This is a genomic window from Segnochrobactrum spirostomi (assembly GCF_009600605.1).
Classification (GTDB): Bacteria; Pseudomonadota; Alphaproteobacteria; order Rhizobiales; family Segnochrobactraceae; genus Segnochrobactrum; species Segnochrobactrum spirostomi.
In genome coordinates this window covers 496,394-510,788 of the sequence record NZ_VWNA01000001.1, presented here as the reverse complement: position 1 = coordinate 510,788, position 14,395 = coordinate 496,394, and the positions used below count along the sequence as shown (strand labels likewise).

14 protein-coding genes and 1 pseudogene are annotated in these 14,395 nt (G+C 71.5%); 8 read left to right on the top strand and 7 right to left on the bottom strand.

What is annotated here, in order from left to right:
* Nucleotides 1-26 precede the first annotated feature (26 nt).
* The 3 genes from F0357_RS02295 (at nt 27) to lipB (ending at nt 2,888) form a co-directional block, all read left to right on the top strand.
* Nucleotides 27-212 (top strand): DUF2065 domain-containing protein, encoded by a 186-nt coding sequence (locus F0357_RS02295; RefSeq protein WP_153478286.1) that lies wholly within the window; start codon nt 27-29, stop codon nt 210-212.
* A 167-nt stretch (nt 213-379) separates the two neighbouring features.
* Entirely contained in the window at nt 380-2,014 is a 1,635-nt protein-coding gene (locus F0357_RS02290) for a DegQ family serine endoprotease (RefSeq protein ID WP_153478283.1), read from the top strand.
* Between the two features lie 166 nt (nt 2,015-2,180).
* The gene (gene lipB / locus F0357_RS02285; protein WP_153478280.1) at nt 2,181-2,888 is read left to right on the top strand and encodes a lipoyl(octanoyl) transferase LipB; all 708 of its coding nucleotides are present in this window, start codon (nt 2,181-2,183) and stop codon (nt 2,886-2,888) included.
* A gap of 3 nt (nt 2,889-2,891) precedes the next feature.
* On the opposite strand, the gene F0357_RS02280 is transcribed toward lipB, so the two are convergent.
* The 7 genes and pseudogenes from F0357_RS02280 to F0357_RS02260 all read right to left on the bottom strand — a co-directional run bounded on the left by F0357_RS02280 (nt 2,892) and on the right by F0357_RS02260 (nt 9,200).
* Nucleotides 2,892-3,761: a triphosphoribosyl-dephospho-CoA synthase gene (locus tag F0357_RS02280; protein ID WP_312861419.1), complete on the bottom strand. Its 870-nt coding sequence runs from the start codon at nt 3,759-3,761 to the stop codon at nt 2,892-2,894.
* Nucleotides 3,758-4,690, bottom strand: coding sequence for an ATP-grasp domain-containing protein (locus F0357_RS02275; RefSeq protein WP_208948431.1), 933 nt, complete (start codon nt 4,688-4,690; stop codon nt 3,758-3,760). The genes F0357_RS02280 and F0357_RS02275 overlap by 4 nt, the downstream gene beginning before the upstream one ends.
* 16 nt (nt 4,691-4,706) lie before the next feature.
* A complete protein-coding gene (mch, locus tag F0357_RS24345; protein ID WP_246161316.1) occupies nt 4,707-5,693 on the bottom strand; it encodes a methenyltetrahydromethanopterin cyclohydrolase in 987 nt (328 codons plus the stop codon).
* A 52-nt stretch (nt 5,694-5,745) separates the two neighbouring features.
* Entirely contained in the window at nt 5,746-5,982 is a 237-nt protein-coding gene (locus tag F0357_RS24340; protein WP_246161314.1) for a hypothetical protein, read from the bottom strand.
* Between the two features lie 137 nt (nt 5,983-6,119).
* Nucleotides 6,120-6,329, bottom strand: a pseudogene (locus F0357_RS25405) (ATP-grasp domain-containing protein); the annotation flags it as partial.
* A gap of 802 nt (nt 6,330-7,131) precedes the next feature.
* Nucleotides 7,132-8,031, bottom strand: coding sequence for an NAD(P)-dependent methylenetetrahydromethanopterin dehydrogenase (locus tag F0357_RS02265; RefSeq protein ID WP_246161310.1), 900 nt, complete (start codon nt 8,029-8,031; stop codon nt 7,132-7,134).
* A gap of 167 nt (nt 8,032-8,198) precedes the next feature.
* Nucleotides 8,199-9,200, bottom strand: coding sequence for a beta-ribofuranosylaminobenzene 5'-phosphate synthase family protein (locus F0357_RS02260; protein WP_153478271.1), 1,002 nt, complete (start codon nt 9,198-9,200; stop codon nt 8,199-8,201).
* Nucleotides 9,201-9,424: 224 nt separating this feature from the next.
* On the opposite strand from F0357_RS02260, the gene F0357_RS02255 reads away from it, so the two are divergent.
* The 5 genes from F0357_RS02255 to F0357_RS02235 all read left to right on the top strand — a co-directional run bounded on the left by F0357_RS02255 (nt 9,425) and on the right by F0357_RS02235 (nt 14,361).
* Nucleotides 9,425-9,805: a 4a-hydroxytetrahydrobiopterin dehydratase gene (locus tag F0357_RS02255; RefSeq protein ID WP_153478269.1), complete on the top strand. Its 381-nt coding sequence runs from the start codon at nt 9,425-9,427 to the stop codon at nt 9,803-9,805.
* A 65-nt stretch (nt 9,806-9,870) separates the two neighbouring features.
* Nucleotides 9,871-10,986 carry a molybdopterin-binding domain-containing protein gene (locus F0357_RS02250; RefSeq protein WP_153478267.1) on the top strand — a complete coding sequence of 372 codons (1,116 nt, stop codon included), beginning with the start codon at nt 9,871-9,873 and terminating at the stop codon, nt 10,984-10,986.
* Nucleotides 10,980-12,620: a formylmethanofuran dehydrogenase subunit A gene (locus F0357_RS02245; protein ID WP_153478264.1), complete on the top strand. Its 1,641-nt coding sequence runs from the start codon at nt 10,980-10,982 to the stop codon at nt 12,618-12,620. Before F0357_RS02250 ends, F0357_RS02245 begins: the two co-directional genes overlap by 7 nt.
* The gene (gene fhcD / locus F0357_RS02240; protein ID WP_153478262.1) at nt 12,608-13,555 is read left to right on the top strand and encodes a formylmethanofuran--tetrahydromethanopterin N-formyltransferase; all 948 of its coding nucleotides are present in this window, start codon (nt 12,608-12,610) and stop codon (nt 13,553-13,555) included. Before F0357_RS02245 ends, fhcD begins: the two co-directional genes overlap by 13 nt.
* Nucleotides 13,555-14,361, top strand: coding sequence for a formylmethanofuran dehydrogenase subunit C (locus tag F0357_RS02235; protein WP_153478260.1), 807 nt, complete (start codon nt 13,555-13,557; stop codon nt 14,359-14,361). Before fhcD ends, F0357_RS02235 begins: the two co-directional genes overlap by 1 nt.
* Nucleotides 14,362-14,395 lie beyond the last annotated feature (34 nt).

Genomic DNA, 14,395 nt, shown 5'->3' with positions numbered 1-14,395 from the left:
CACAGTTGCGGGACGGGACGAGCACCATGAGCGATTTCGTGGTGGCGCTCGGTCTCGTTCTCGCGATCGAGGGCACGCTCTACGCGGCGGCGCCGGGTTCGCTGAAGCGGATGATGCAGCGGGCGATCGAGACGCCGGAAACGGCGCTCCGGATCGGCGGCATCGTCGCCCTGGCGCTCGGCGTCGCGCTCGTCTGGGTGGTGCGCGGCTGAAGGGAGCGGCCCTGCCGTTCATTCGCCGTGTTTGTCGCCGACCCGTCTTGAGATGATGCGCGCGGATGGAACGGGAGGGGCGGTCGTCGCCCGGCCATCCGCGCGTTCGTTGACCGCGCCTTGCATCGCGCCTTGCGGGGACGCGAAGGCTTCGAGGAGACGTTCCGATGGTATTCGCTGTTCCGTTTTCCGAGGACCCGACGACCGCTGCGGCGCCGCGCGCCCGGCGGGCCGGGCGCCTCGCCTGCCTGACCGCTGCGCTCGGCCTGATCGGGTCCGGCGCGGCGTTCGCGCAGACGGCCGCCCCGGCTGCCCCGGCGACGCCCCCCGCCACCCAGATCGCGCCGGCGGCGCCGAGCGGCGGCGACGCCGCGACGGGCGGCGATGCGTCGAAGATGACGATCACCGGGCGCTACGGGCCCGCGTCCGTCGCCGATCTCGCCGAGAAGCTGCTCGATTCGGTCGTGAACATCTCGACCTCCCAGAAGGTGGAGGTGCCGAACCAGGTGCCGATGCCGAAGTTGCCGGAGGGTTCGCCGTTCCAGGACTTCTTCGATCAATTCCTCGACAAGCAGGGCCGCGGCAACGGCGGCGGTGATCGTGAGGAGCGTCCGCAGCGCGTCCAGTCGCTCGGCTCCGGCTTCGTGATCGACTCGTCCGGCATCATCGTCACCAACAATCACGTGATCGAGGACGCCGACGAGATCACCGTGAACTTCCCGAACGGGACCAAGCTCAAGGCCGAACTCCTCGGCACCGACAAGAAGACCGACATCGCCGTCCTCAAGGTGAAGCCGACGAAGCCGCTCAAGGCGGTCGAGTTCGGCGATTCCAACAAGGCGCGGGTCGGCGATTGGGTGATGGCGATCGGCAACCCGTTCGGCCTCGGCGGAACGGTGACGCTCGGCATCGTCTCGGCGCGCAACCGCAACATCAATGCAGGCCCCTACGACGACTTCATCCAGACCGACGCCGCCATCAACCGCGGCAACTCGGGCGGCCCGCTGTTCGACATGACGGGCCGGGTGATCGGCATCAACACCGCCATCATCTCGCCCTCGGGCGGCTCGATCGGCATCGGCTTCTCGATCCCGTCCTCGACGGCGGTGCACGTCATCAACCAGCTCCGCCAGTACGGTGAGACCCGCCGCGGCTGGCTCGGCGTCCGCATTCAGGAGGTGACGGACGACATCGCCGAGAGCCTCGGCATGACCGATCCGAAGGGCGCGCTGGTCGCGGGCGTCACCGAGGGCGGTCCGGCCGCCAAGGCCGGCATCCAGCCGGGCGACGTCATCATCTCCTTCGACGGCCGCGATGTGCCGAAGATGAGCGACCTACCGCGCATGGTCGCCGACACCGACATCGGCAAGGCGGTCGACGTGGTGGTGCTGCGCAAGGGCAAGCAGGACACGATTCAAGTCACGCTCCAGCGTCTCGATGAGAAGGCGGAGGCGGCGGCCAACGCCGACGACCAGCCGACCGACCAGGCGAAGCCCGCGACCGACAAGGTGGCCGGCCTGACCCTCTCGGAGCTCAGCCCCGACCTCAAGACGAAGTACAAGATCGCGGATTCGGTGAAGGGCGTCGTCGTGACCGACGTCGACCCGGCGAGCAACGCCGCCGAGAAGCGCATCCAAGCCGGCGACGTCATCGTCGAGGTGGCCCAGGAGGCGGTGACCTCGCCGAAGGACGTCGTGGCGAAGTTCGACAAGGCAAAGAAGGACGGCCGCAAGACCGTGCTCCTGCTGCTCGCGAACGCCGCCGGCGACCTGCGCTTCACTGCGGTACGCATCGACGGCTGATCCGCCATCCTTCTGACGGACGATTCGAAATCCCCCGGCCAAGCGGTTCGGGGGATTTCTTTTTTGGGGGGTGGCCGGGCGCTGATTTCGAGCAAGTCCAAGCTCTGGCCGCGCGGGCCCCGCCATCATATATGGACGGGAGTTCGAGCGGACGGAGCGGAGCGGCATGGCGGCGAGAGACGAGATCGAGACGCGGTTCCTGCCCGCGGCCGGCTCGCCGCCCGTCGAGTGGGCGATCTCCGAGGGCTTCACCGATTATCCCGCCGCGCTCGCCGTCATGGAGGCGCGGGCCGCCGCGATCGCCGCTGGCGAGGCCGCGGAGCGGGTCTGGCTGGTCGAGCATCCGCCGCTCTACACGGCGGGCACCAGCGCCAAGGCCGCCGATCTCACCGATCCGCAGCGCTTTCCCGTCTTCGAGGCCGGCCGCGGGGGCCAATACACCTATCACGGGCCGGGTCAGCGCGTGGCCTATGTCATGCTCGATCTCGGCCGGCGCCGGCGCGACCTTCGGGTCTTCATCGCGTCGCTCGAGGCCTGGCTGATCGATACGCTGTGGCAATTCCACGTGCGCGGCGAGCGGCGCGAGGATCGCGTCGGCGTCTGGGTGCGCCGGCCGGACAAGGGCGTGGACGCCGAGGAGAAGATCGCTGCGATCGGCATCCGCGTGCGCCGCTGGGTGAGCTTCCACGGCATCTCGCTGAACGTCGAGCCGGACCTCTCGCATTTCGGCGGCATCGTGCCGTGTGGGGTCGCCGACCACGGCGTCACCAGCCTCGTCGATCTCGGTTTGCCGGTGACGATGCCCGAAGTCGATTCCGTGCTGCGGGCCTCGTTCGAGCGGATTTTCGGCGAAACCGTCGCCGTGCCGGCCTGAGGCTCAGATCGCGCCGAGCCGTGCCGCGAACAGCGTCGTGACGGTCAGGTCCGCCGTCGTGCCCGGATTGAGGCCGCGGGCTTTCAGCGAGGCGTCGAAAGCGAGTAGAGCCGCGTGGTCCGCGTCGCGGCCCTCCGCGACGAGCCTCGCCGCTTCCCGCTGCACGACCGCCGCCGCCTCGATCCCGTGCTTGCGGGCGATGTGGCTGTCGGGGAAGGCGGTCAGGAAGGCCATGTGCACCGCCGTCGTCGCCGCTTCGAGGGTAGCCTGGGTGGCCGGGTCGAGTGCAACTTCCCACGGCCGCAGCGGGCCGAGGGCGGCGGCGAGGGCGGGCAGGCCGGTCGCGAAGATGTCCTCGTAGCGGCTCGCATATTGCTGGGCGATGCGGTCGCGCTCCGCGGCGGCCTCCATGGCGGCAAGGAGGGTGATCGCCGGCTCGTCGTGGACGTCGTGGGCCGACGTGCGTCCGAGGCCGGCCGGATTGGCGCGGGCGATGGCGCGGAAGGCCAGCGCCGCGTCGCGGCGGTCGAGCCCCGACAGGACGGCGGGGAGCGTGTCCCGAAGCGAACCGGGCGGTCCGCGCTCGGCGGCGACCGCGAGCGGGGCGGCGAGCAGCACGATGCCGAGATTGGTGTTGGTGCCGACCGCCGCGAAGGTCGCCTCGACGGCGGCGAGGATCCGCAGCCCGACGCGCGCGCCCGATTCCGCGATCGCCGGGGCCGCGGCGTCGGCGCTCGCCTCGAAATCGGCGATCGTCATGCGGTGGCCGTCGGCATGGCGGTGGACGTTGCCGGGCTTCAGCGCGGCGAGTTCGTCGCGGCAGGCGGCGCGGAAGGCGTCGGCGATCCAGACCGAGGAGGCGGCCGGGCTCACGCGCCGACCGCCTGGGGCCGCAAACCCTTCGCGCGCCGCACGGCCGCGAGGAAATCGCCGGCGATGGCCGCGGTGAGATCCATCTCGACGACGCTCTGGAGCCCGGACCAGGCCGGCATCGAATTGACCTCGAGGATCGACCAGCCTCCGTCGCGGGTGCGGATCAGGTCCACTCCTGCATAATCGGCGCCGCAGGCGGCTGCCGCGGCTTCGGCGAGCCGTCGCGCCTCGGCATCGGGTTCCCAGGCGATGGCCTGTCCACCCTGGCGGATGTTGGTAATCCAGGTCTCGCCTTCGCGGATCATGCCGGCGAGGGCGCGGCCGCCGGAGACGAGCACACGGTGGTCGCGCCAGGCCGACGCGTCGCCGGGCGCGCGGGGATCGCTCCCCTCGAAGCGCTGGAGATAGAACACGCCGGAGACCTCGTTGGCGCTCGGCAGGTCGTCGGGCGAGGCGACGAGCTTGAGGGCGCGGCCTTGCGAGCCGAACAGCGGCTTCAGCACGAGCGGCCGTCCGTCTGCCGTCTCCGCGGCGACGATGGCGGCGGCCTCCTTGCGGGATTCGAGCGCCCAGGTGTCGGGGGTCGGCAGGCCGGCGGCGGCGAGGCGGTAGGTCGTCTGCGCCTTATCCACGCAGGCTTCGATCGCCGCGGCGCTGTTCCAGATCGGCACCCCGCGGCGGGTGAGGGCGTGCAGCACCCCGAGCCGCAGCGTCACCGCCTCGAAGCTGCCGGCGGCGACGGTGCGCACGAACACGGCGTCCGGCAGATCGTCGCCGAAGCCGTGGACCGCGATGCCCGCCGGGTGGTTCGTGGCGAAGCGGCAGCGCGACAGCGAGGCGCGCGTGACCTCGGCGCCAGCGGCGGTGAGCGCTGCCTGGAGGCGCTGGGCGTGCCAATCCGCCCCGTCGATGAAGAGCGCGACGCGCAGGGCGCCGCGCCCCGGCTCAGGCGAAGCTCGCATCGATGAGGTCCGGATAGAGGGCGCCGGCGCGGAAGGTGCGGCCGGTTTCGACATTCGTCACGATCACCGCGGCGGGCGAGAACAGCATCGGGTCGATCTTGTAGAAGTCGCCGCCGAAGCGCTTGAAGATGTCGGCGAACGGCTCGCCGTGATCGCTCGAATGGTGGCTCGGCAGGCGGCGGGCGAGGGACTGCGCCTCCTCGTCTGGACCTTTGACGAAGAGCTGCACGCGCCCGCCATAGATGATGGCGTCATTGGTGCGCCCCATCGCCGAGACGAAGTCCGGCACCGGCGGGGAGAGCGGGGCGACCGCGAGGCCATCCACGATGTGCTCGAGCGGGAAGTGCAGCGTGTGCGCCTTGTGGAGCGCCACCTCCAGCACGCGGGCGACGACCTGGGTGCCGCCGGCGAGGCTCCAGGTCGGGGCATAGATGAAGGTGATGCGCTCGGGCGCGAGGCCGAGCTGCTCGGCGATGTGGGCGACGAGGGGCGCGGGCGGCGGCGCGTCGGCCTCGAGCACCAGCACGGTTTCATCCGTGGTGTCGCGGAAGCCGAGCTCGCCATAGAGCTCCTCGACCGCCGCGACCGCCCGGCCGGGACCGGAGCCGAGCACGAAATAGTTCGTTTCGCCCTCCGAATGGGACAGGCTCCAGCCGGCATATTGGCTGCCGAGGCAGGCGATGACCGGATCGCTGGTGCGCACCTCGACCGCGAACGGCCAATTCGGCAGCCCGGAATTGCTTGAGAGGGTCACCCTGCCGAGCCCGCCGAGGCAGATCTCGGCGATCTTCAGGCCCGCTTCGATGGAGCCGAGGCATTTCGCGCCGGCATCGACAAGACGCTCGCCGAGCGCGCCGCGCGACACGCTGAGGCGCAGGAGCTCGGCGTCGCGGACCAGGGCTTCCACGAGCGGCGCGGCGCCGCGGCTAACGCTCGGGACGGGGCGATCGTGTTGGAGGGGGACGGACATCGGAGCTTTCCTGTTTCTCGTTCTTGCGGCCGGAACCGAAGGTCGGACGGGTTCACATATCACAGGGGAAGAGCGCGGCGTGAAGGTCGGCCTTGAGGGCGGCGACGCGGGAGGCCGCGCCGTCTGCCTCTGCGGCCTCGGTGCGGAGCGTGCAGACGGGCGCGCCCGCGGGGATCGGCGTCCCCGGCGGCGAGCGATCCGAACAGCCGGCCGGTAGCGCCGGCACGGCTGCGAGATCGGACGGGGCATAGAGGAGGCTCGTCGCCGCGGCGTCCATGGGGGGCGCCACGCGGGCACCGGCTCGCCCCGGCAGGCGGCGAGATGCAAAGCGAGGAGGGCGGGCTCGCCGCGATCGAGCACGTCGAGCGTAGCTGTCGGCCGCGGGTTGATTTCGAGGAGCCACCAGTCGCCGTCCGGGCCGAGGATGAAATCGATGCCGAACAGGCCGCGCAGGCCACTCGCCGCGACGATCGCGTCGGCCGCCCGGGTGATTTCGGCCTCGATGCGCGCAGAGACGGGAACCGGCCCGGCGACTCCGCCGAACCGGAACGGCGCGTCCGCCGCCGGGTCGGTATGCTGGGCGCAGACCGCGAGAACCCGGGCGCCGTCCGCGGTGCCGAGCGCGCAGGCCGACATCACGCGGCCGGCGACCCGGCGCTGGAAATAGACCGCGCCCGGCGGGATGGGGTCGTCGGCGGAGGCGAACGAGACGGCGGCCGCGTCGAGCGCCATGGTCGCCGCGCGTCCGTCTTGGGCTGCGCTCTCGTCTATGGTGCGTTGGCCTGTTGGAACATCGCCGCCGCCGTCCCCTTCGCCCCCTTGGGGGAGAAGGTGCCCCGAAGGCGCGGATGATGGGGGATTTCCCACGACAGAGAGAGTAGGCCCCTCATCCGGCCCTGCGGGCCACCTTCTCCCCGCTTGCGGGGAGAAGGGAAGCGGCGGCGGACGCCGAGACTCCGAAGAGGCCACCGGTGCCACGTGGGTCCCCCCTGCGGCACCCGCCGTCTTGGCGAGCCAGCCGTCTTCCGTGGGGCGCGTCGTGTTGATGGCGGGATGCGGAATCCCGTGGCGCGCGCAGAAGCGGGCGAGGGCGGCGGGGGATTTCAGGAGGCGCAGGCAGTCCGCGTCCGCACCGAGGAGCGGAAAGCGCGTGGCGATCACGGCGACCGCCTCCGGCCGGATCTCGAAGCCGCTGCCGAGGATTACGCCGGCGAGCGGTGCGACGGCGTCGGCCTCGGCCAATGCGGCGAGCACCGCGGCGAGGTCGGGGCCGCCGCCGAGGGTGCCGTCGACGACAAAGGTCTCGGCCGCCGCCACTCGCAAATCCTCGTCGCCGAACAGGTCGATCGCGACCGGTTCGAGATCGGCGCGGTGCGCCGCTTCCGCGAGCGATCGCGCCGACACGGCGACGACGGCGATCCGCTCGCGCCGTGCGCGGTCAGGCGACGAGCGTGCGGGCGAGGGCGAAGGCATCGCGGAAATCGAAGGCGACCACCGCCTCCGCCTCGATCATGCGGCGGAACAGGCCCGCCTGTGTCTTATACTTGATGTCGCCGATGGCGAGCGGGCCGACGCCGAGCACGTTGGTGCCGTCGATCGGGACGCCGTTGTCGGCGATGCCGAGACCTTCGATGCCGGCCGGCGGCACGGCGTTGACGTCGGCGGCGACGAGGAGATCGTCGGAGGCGCGCACCATGTCGGCCGACAGCACCTGAACGCCGGCGGCCGCGGCGCTGAACACCACCTCGGTTTCCGAGGCGATCGCCGCCTTGCGCTCCTCGCTGCTGCCGTCGGCGGCGAGCACCTTGACGCCGAAGCGCGCGGCGATCTCGTCGGCGGCGGCCTGCACGCGGGTCACGCCGTCGTGGCCGACAAGCGTTACGCTCGCGCCTTCGAGGGCGGCGATGACCGCGGCCGAGAAGCCGACCACGCCGGTCGCGCCGAAGATCGCGACGGAGGTGCCCATCCAATCCCGCGAGAATTCCTTGGCGAGCACCTTCTCGACGACCGCCACCATCGCCGCGGCGGTGGTGAACGAGCCGGCCGGGTCGGCGAAGATCGAGAGCTCGAACGGCGGCACGAGGGATTCCCGCGCCGTCTGCAGCATGTCGAGGGCGAGGGTGGCGTTCTTGCCGGCGATGAAGAGGCCGGTCCGCACCCCCATGTGCGGCGCGCGGGAGAAGATCGCGTCCTGAACGAGGCCCTGGGTCTCGGCGAGCGTGACCTGGGTGTAGGGGATCGCCGCGTCATAGCCGGCATCGAGCGCCATGTTCACGTCGAACGGGCTCATGTGCTTGAGCGGCGTCACCATGTGCAGGATGTGGGGATCGGCAACCATCGGGCATCTCCTCGGGCGAGCACGTTCGATTCGTGCTCCGGTTCATCGCGCGCGAGACGGCGACCCTGCCGAAGCCGCGGCGGCGTGGATTGAAGGAACGATTGTCTGCCCGCGACAGAGGCGGCGGCAAGAGGCCGCGGCCGGAAAGCCGCACAAAGGGCGGGCGATCAGGCGGCGCGGATGGTGGCGCCCGTGTTGCGGCCGGCGACCACACGGATCTCGAGCGCGGAACGCTCCTTGAAGCGGGCCCGGAGCGCGTGGGCGAGCCGCTCGGCGCTGTCGGCATCGGGCACGAGGGCAAAGCCGGTCGGTCCCCAGGAGGTCTGACCGATCCCCTCGAGGCCCTCGGCCGCGAGGATGCCGAGCACCTCCGTCACCATCGGGCTCGCGAACCGTCCGCCGCCCTGGGCCGGGGCGAAATGATCGCCGACGCGGCCCTGCAAGGTGCCGATCACCGAGGCGAATCCGACGAAATCGGCCTCGGCGAGCGCCGGCAGCGCCCGTACCAGGACGAGCCGGCAGAGCTCGGCGCTGACCTCGGGCGGGAACGGCGGCAGCGTCGCGAACGCCTGCCGCTCGGCCTCGCCGTGCACCCCTTCGAGGCCGTGGTCGAAGATGAGGATCACGCGCCACGCCGGCGGGAAGGGCAGGCGGGAGAGCACCGGCGGCACCTCGGTCGCCGGGCCGCGTCCGCCGTCGAGAATGACGCCGCCCGACAGGAACGAGGCGATGCCGATCGCCGAGCGCTCGGCGCGGCCCAGGCTGCGGGCGATCGCCTCGGGCGTGAGGCCGGGCTGCTCCAGGGCCGCGAAGGCGCTCGCCACCGCGAGGGCGAGCTGGGTGCCGGAGCCGAGGCCGCAATGGGCGGGCAGGGCCTCTTCGACGACGAGGCGGAAGGCCGAGCTCGCGCCGTGGCGTGCGATCAACGATTCGAGATGATGGCGCGCGCGGTCGCTGTCGGGGCCGACCGCCTCGGTGCGGGCGGCGCGTTCGAGCACGATGCGGGTCACGGGACCCGAGACCGCCATGCCGAGCCCGACGAACTTCCGGCCGAGGCCATAATTGAGGTCGAGGAAGCCGAAATGCAGGCGCGCCGGTGCCGCGACCTCGGCGCGGGCCGGCCGGGAGGCCGTCGCAGGGAGCGTCTCCGGCGGGTCGGGGGGCGTCATCTCGGCGTCTGGCATCGGGTCCGTTGCGTGTTGTTGCGCCCCCGGCGTCTTGCGAACGGCGGCGTCCTCCCCGGCGGACTGTTGCAAAGGGATCGCCGCGTTGCAAATGTCCGCGCGAGGTCCGTGTAGCGGGCGGCGTCGCTTTTGAACAAGCGTCAAACGACCGCCCGGGGGCATGATGAGCAGCAGCCGGTCCGGGACAGAACAGCCGGCGGGAGGAACCCATGACAGCAGCGCCCCGTGACCGCGCCTTAGAGGACGCGGAGATCGAACGCCGCCTCGCGGTCGAACTGCCCGCCTGGGACTATGCCGACGGCTGGATCCGGCGCACCTACAAGACCTATGGGTGGAAGGGCACCCTGATGGTGATCAACACGATCGGTCATCTCGCCGAAGCGGCGTGGCACCATCCGGACATCACGGCCTCCTATGCCTGGGTCGAGGTGAGGCTGATGACCCATTCGGCCAAGGGGATCACCGAGAAGGACTTCGCGCTCGCCCGCAAGATCGAGGACGTGGTCTCCTGGCAGCCCGGCGCGGATGGCGGCGCGCTCGAGGGCACGCCCCAGGACCAGCGCTTCGGCTACATCAAGTACGACCGGTAAGAGGCCGCGAACATGACGGATTTCGGATCATCAGCGGCCCGTGGCGCGGGCGGGGACACGCGGGCATGAGTGCGTTCGTCGGCGGCGAGGGGGTATCCCTCGATCAGGCGGCGAAAGCCGCGGCGGTGCTGCTCGAAGGCGCGCGCTTCCCGGTCGTGGCGGGCCTCGGAACCTGTGTCGAGGGCGCGCGGGCCGCGCTGCGCCTCGCGAGCGATCTGCGCGGCGCCTACGACCACATGGAGAGCACGGCGCTCGCCCGCGCGTCGGCGGTGCTCGCGACGACCGGCCTCGTGACCGTCACCCCCGCCGAGGCGCGCCAGCGTGCCGACGTGGTGGTGCTGATCGCTCCGCAGGCCGGCGACGTCGCCTGGCTCGGCGCGGTGTTCGGCCCCGGCCCGTCCACCCTCCGCGGCGACACTCCGACGCGCCGTCTCCTCATCGTCGGCGGCGACCATCATGCCGTCGCCGCGGTCTCCACCGACGGGGCGGCGATCGAACACATCCCCCTCGCGGCCGACGATGTCGGCCCCTGGCTGCTCGCGCTGCGCGCCCGGATCGACGGGCGTCTCGTCGCCGCGCGGGCCTTCGGCGAGGGTGGGCTTGCGAAGATCGATGCCGCCGCGGCGACGCTGCGTGCGGCGCGGTACGGAGTCGTGGTCGGCAACGCGGCGCACCTCGGCGACCTGACCCTCGAGGCGGCCGCCGGCCTCGTCGCTGACCTCAACCTGACCACGCGCTTTGCCGCTCTGCCGCTTCCGGCGGCCGACGACGGCAGCGGTGTTCTGCAGGTGTCCGGCTGGACCACGGGCTTTCCGCCGCGGACCGGGCTGCGCCAGGGCTTCCCGGTGCACGATTCCTGGGCCTTCGAGGCGAAGCGCCTCGTCGAGAGCGGCGAGGCGGACGCGGCGCTGTGGATTTCCGCCTTGTCGGACCGCGCGCCGGACTGGGAGGCCGACGTGCCCCTGGTCGCGCTGGTCCGTCCCGGCGCGGCGCTGGCGAAGGAGCCGGCGGTGCGCATCGAGGTCGCCGAGCCCGGGGTCGAGCATCCCGCCGCCCTGTTCGATCCGCTCGCCGCCGCGCTCGTCGCGGTGGGCGAGGGCCGCCCCGCGCGGCCGACGGTCGCCGAGGCCATCGCGGCGATCCGTGCCGCCCTGACGGCGCAGGAGGCCGTATCATGCTGATCCGTCTCGCAGGCGGCCGGGTCGTCGATCCCGTCAACGGGCGCGACGCGGTCGGGGACGTCTATATCGAGGACGGCCGCATCGTCGCCGCGCCGCCGGCCGGCGCGCGCGTCGACGAAACCCACGATGTCAGCGGGCGGATCGTGATGGCGGGCGCCATCGACATCCATTCCCACGTCGCCGGCGGCAACGTCACGCTGTCGCGCCTCCTGTTGCCCGAGCTGCACGAGAACACCGAGGCGCCGGCGCCGGGCCTGCCGTTCACCACCGCCCGCTGGTCGGCGGCCGAAACCGGCCGGCTCTACGCACGGATGGGCTTCACCACGGTCGTCGAGCCCGCGGTGCCGCCGAGCCAGGCGCTGCAATCGCACCTCGAACTCGCCGACATGCCGGTGATCGACAAGGCGACGCTGAGCGTGCTCGGCAACGAGGATTTCCTGCTCTCGATGCTGCGCGCCGGCGAGAGCGAGGCCGCCATCGCCGACTATGTCGCGCTGATGCTGTCGCGCACCCGCGCCCTCGGCCTCAAGGTCATCAATGCCGGCGGCTCGGCCGCCTTCCGCGAGAACGTGCGCACCTTCGGCTTCGACGACGAGGTGCCCCATTACGGCGTGAGCTCGCGGCACATCGTGAAGGCGCTCCAGACGGCGGTGACGAGCCTCGGAGTGCGCCATCCGCTCCACGTCCACTGCAACAATCTCGGCGTGCCGGGCACCGCGATCGACACCCTGGTCGAGACCATCGAGGCCGCCGAGGGGCTGCCGCTCCATCTGGCCCACGTCCAGTTCTACGCCTACGGCACCGAGGGCAAGCGCGGCTTCTCCTCCGCCGTGCCGCGGCTCGTCGAGGCGCTGAAGCGCAATCCGAGCGTCACGATCGACGTCGGCCAGGTGATGTTCGGCCAGACCGTGACGATCTCGGCCGACGTGCTGCGCCAGTTCGCCGGCCGCGTCGCGGCGAGCCCGAACAAGTGGATCTTGTGGGACGGCGACGGCAACGGGGCGGGCGTGGTGCCCTTCGCCTACAACGCATCGAGCTTTGTCAACGCGCTGCAATGGGCGATCGGCCTCGAGATCTTCCTCTCGGTCGAGGACCCGTGGCGCGTCTTCTTCACCACCGATCACCCGAACGGCGCGCCCTTCACGACCTACCCGAAGCTGCTCCATCTCCTGATGAGCGCGGACGAGCGGGCGCGCTACATGGCGGGTCTGCCCAAGGCGGCGATGAAGATGACGGCGCTGCCCTCGCTGAAGCGCGAATACAGCTTCGCCGAGATCGCGATCATGACGCGCGCGGCGCCGGCGAAGCTGCTCGGGCTCGACGACCGCGGGCATCTCGGCCCCGGCGCGCTCGCCGACATCGCCGTCTACGACGATCGCGAGGATCGCACGGCGATGTTCGAGGCGGCCCATCTGGTCTTCAAGAACGGCCGCCTCGCGGTGAAGGACGGCGAGCTCCTGAGCGCCGAGGCCGGCCAGGCGCAGGTCGTCGCGTTCGATCAGGATGCCGGCATGGTCCGCCGGCTCGACGATTATCTCGCGAGCTATTTCGGGGCCGACGGCTCGATCTACACGGTCCGGGACGACGTCATCGGCCCGGCCGATCCCTTCAAGGTGCATCCATGTCGGACTTGAACCCCTCGGATCTCGCGCCGGCGCGGGCGGAGCCGATCCTCCTCAACGGGGTGGTGATCGACGACGATTTCGCCGAGGCCTTCGACATGGCTGCGACCGCCGTGATCGTGACGGCCGACACGCCGGAATGGGCGATGCAGGCGGCGATCTCGACCACCGGCTTCGCGACCTCCGTCATCGCCTGCGGCTGCGAGGCCGGCATCGACCGGGTCGTCGCGCCCGACGATACGCCGGACGGGCGGCCCGGCGTGCGCATCCTCCTGTTCGGCTTCAATGCGGAGATCTGCGGCCAGCAGATCGTCACCCGCGTCGGCCAGTGCGTGCTGACCTGCCCGGGCACCGCCTGCTTCGCCGGGCTCGACGAGGGCGAGGCGGTCAAGCTCGGCTCCGCGCTGCGTTATTTCGGCGACGGCTACCAGATCTCGAAGGTCATCGACGGCAAGCGCTATTGGCGCATTCCGGTGATGGACGGCGAGTTCCTGGTCGAGCACGAGACGCGGGTCGTCACCGGCGCCGTCGGCGGCGGCAACCTGATCCTGCTCGCCCGCTCCCGCGCCGCCGCCCGGCTCGCCGCCGAAACGGCGATCGCCGCGATGAAGGCGGTGCCGGATGTCATCATGCCCTTCCCGGGCGGCATCGTGCGCTCCGGCTCGAAGGTCGGGTCGAAATACAAGGCGCTGATGGCCTCGACCAACCATTTCTTCTGTCCGACGCTGAAGGGCGCGGTCGAGGGCTCGCACCTCACGCCGGAGGTCGCCTCGGTGCTCGAGATCGTCATCGACGGCCTGTCGTTCGCCGCGGTCCAGGCGGCGATGCGGGCGGGGCTCCACGCCGCCGCCGGGCTCGGGTCTGCCGAAGGGCTCGTGCGGATCGCCGCCGGCAATTATGGCGGCCAGCTCGGCCGTCACCATTTCCATCTGAAGGACCTCGTCTGATGGGCGCCTTCGTCTTCACCCTGCGCGAGGCGCCCCCCGAGCGCGTCGATCTTTCCGCCCTCGTTCCCGAGCGGCTCGCCGCGCTGACGGCGGGCGAGGTCGAGCGGCTCGTGATCGGCGGCGGCCGGCGGCGGCCGATCCATGTCGGCGATCTTTTCGGCGTCGCGCCCGGTCCCGACGAGAGCGTCGTGATCGAAGGCGGCCACGAGCGGCTCGACCGCATCGGGGCCGGCCTCGGCGGCGGCCTCATCCGCGTCGAGGGCGACGTCGGCCAGCGTCTCGGCGAGGGCATGCTCGCCGGCACCATTCGCGTGTTCGGTCATGCCGGTCCGCTCGCCGGTGCCGGCATGGCGGGCGGCACGCTCCGCATCGCCGGCAATGCGGGCGACCGCGTCGGCGGCGCCCTCGACGGGCGGATCTCCGGCATGCGCGGCGGCCTGATCGCGATCGGCGGCGCGGCCGGCGACCGCGTCGGCGACCGCATGCGGCGCGGCACCATCGTGGCGCGCACCGCCGGGGCCTTCGCCGGGGCGCGCATGATCGCCGGCACCATCGTCGCCGGCAGCGTCGGCCGCCAGCCGGGCTTTCTGATGCGGCGGGGCAGTCTCGTGGTCGGCGCCGTGGAGGGCGGCCCGCTGCCGACCTTCCTCGATTGCGGCGCCCTCGAACTCTCCTTCCTCGGTCTCCTCGGCCGTTCCCTCGCCAATCTCGATCTTCCCTGGCAGCCGCACGTCCCGCCGATCGTGCGCCGCTTCCAGGGCGACCAGGGCTCGGTCGGCAAGGGGGAACTCCTCGTCGCCCTCTGACGCGCGCCCGCGTGGCTCGCGTGACGCAAAGATG

Coding starts and splice junctions, on each gene's coding strand:
- F0357_RS02295 (WP_153478286.1), top strand. CDS start 27: ATGAGCGATTTCGTGGTGGCGCTCGGTCTCGTTCTCGCGATCGAGGGC.
- F0357_RS02290 (WP_153478283.1), top strand. CDS start 380: ATGGTATTCGCTGTTCCGTTTTCCGAGGACCCGACGACCGCTGCGGCG.
- lipB (WP_153478280.1), top strand. CDS start 2,181: ATGGCGGCGAGAGACGAGATCGAGACGCGGTTCCTGCCCGCGGCCGGC.
- mch (WP_246161316.1), bottom strand. CDS start 5,693: ATGTCCGTCCCCCTCCAACACGATCGCCCCGTCCCGAGCGTTAGCCGC.
- F0357_RS02265 (WP_246161310.1), bottom strand. CDS start 8,031: ATGGTTGCCGATCCCCACATCCTGCACATGGTGACGCCGCTCAAGCAC.
- F0357_RS02260 (WP_153478271.1), bottom strand. CDS start 9,200: ATGACGCCCCCCGACCCGCCGGAGACGCTCCCTGCGACGGCCTCCCGG.
- F0357_RS02255 (WP_153478269.1), top strand. CDS start 9,425: ATGACAGCAGCGCCCCGTGACCGCGCCTTAGAGGACGCGGAGATCGAA.
- F0357_RS02250 (WP_153478267.1), top strand. CDS start 9,871: ATGAGTGCGTTCGTCGGCGGCGAGGGGGTATCCCTCGATCAGGCGGCG.
- F0357_RS02245 (WP_153478264.1), top strand. CDS start 10,980: ATGCTGATCCGTCTCGCAGGCGGCCGGGTCGTCGATCCCGTCAACGGG.
- fhcD (WP_153478262.1), top strand. CDS start 12,608: ATGTCGGACTTGAACCCCTCGGATCTCGCGCCGGCGCGGGCGGAGCCG.
- F0357_RS02235 (WP_153478260.1), top strand. CDS start 13,555: ATGGGCGCCTTCGTCTTCACCCTGCGCGAGGCGCCCCCCGAGCGCGTC.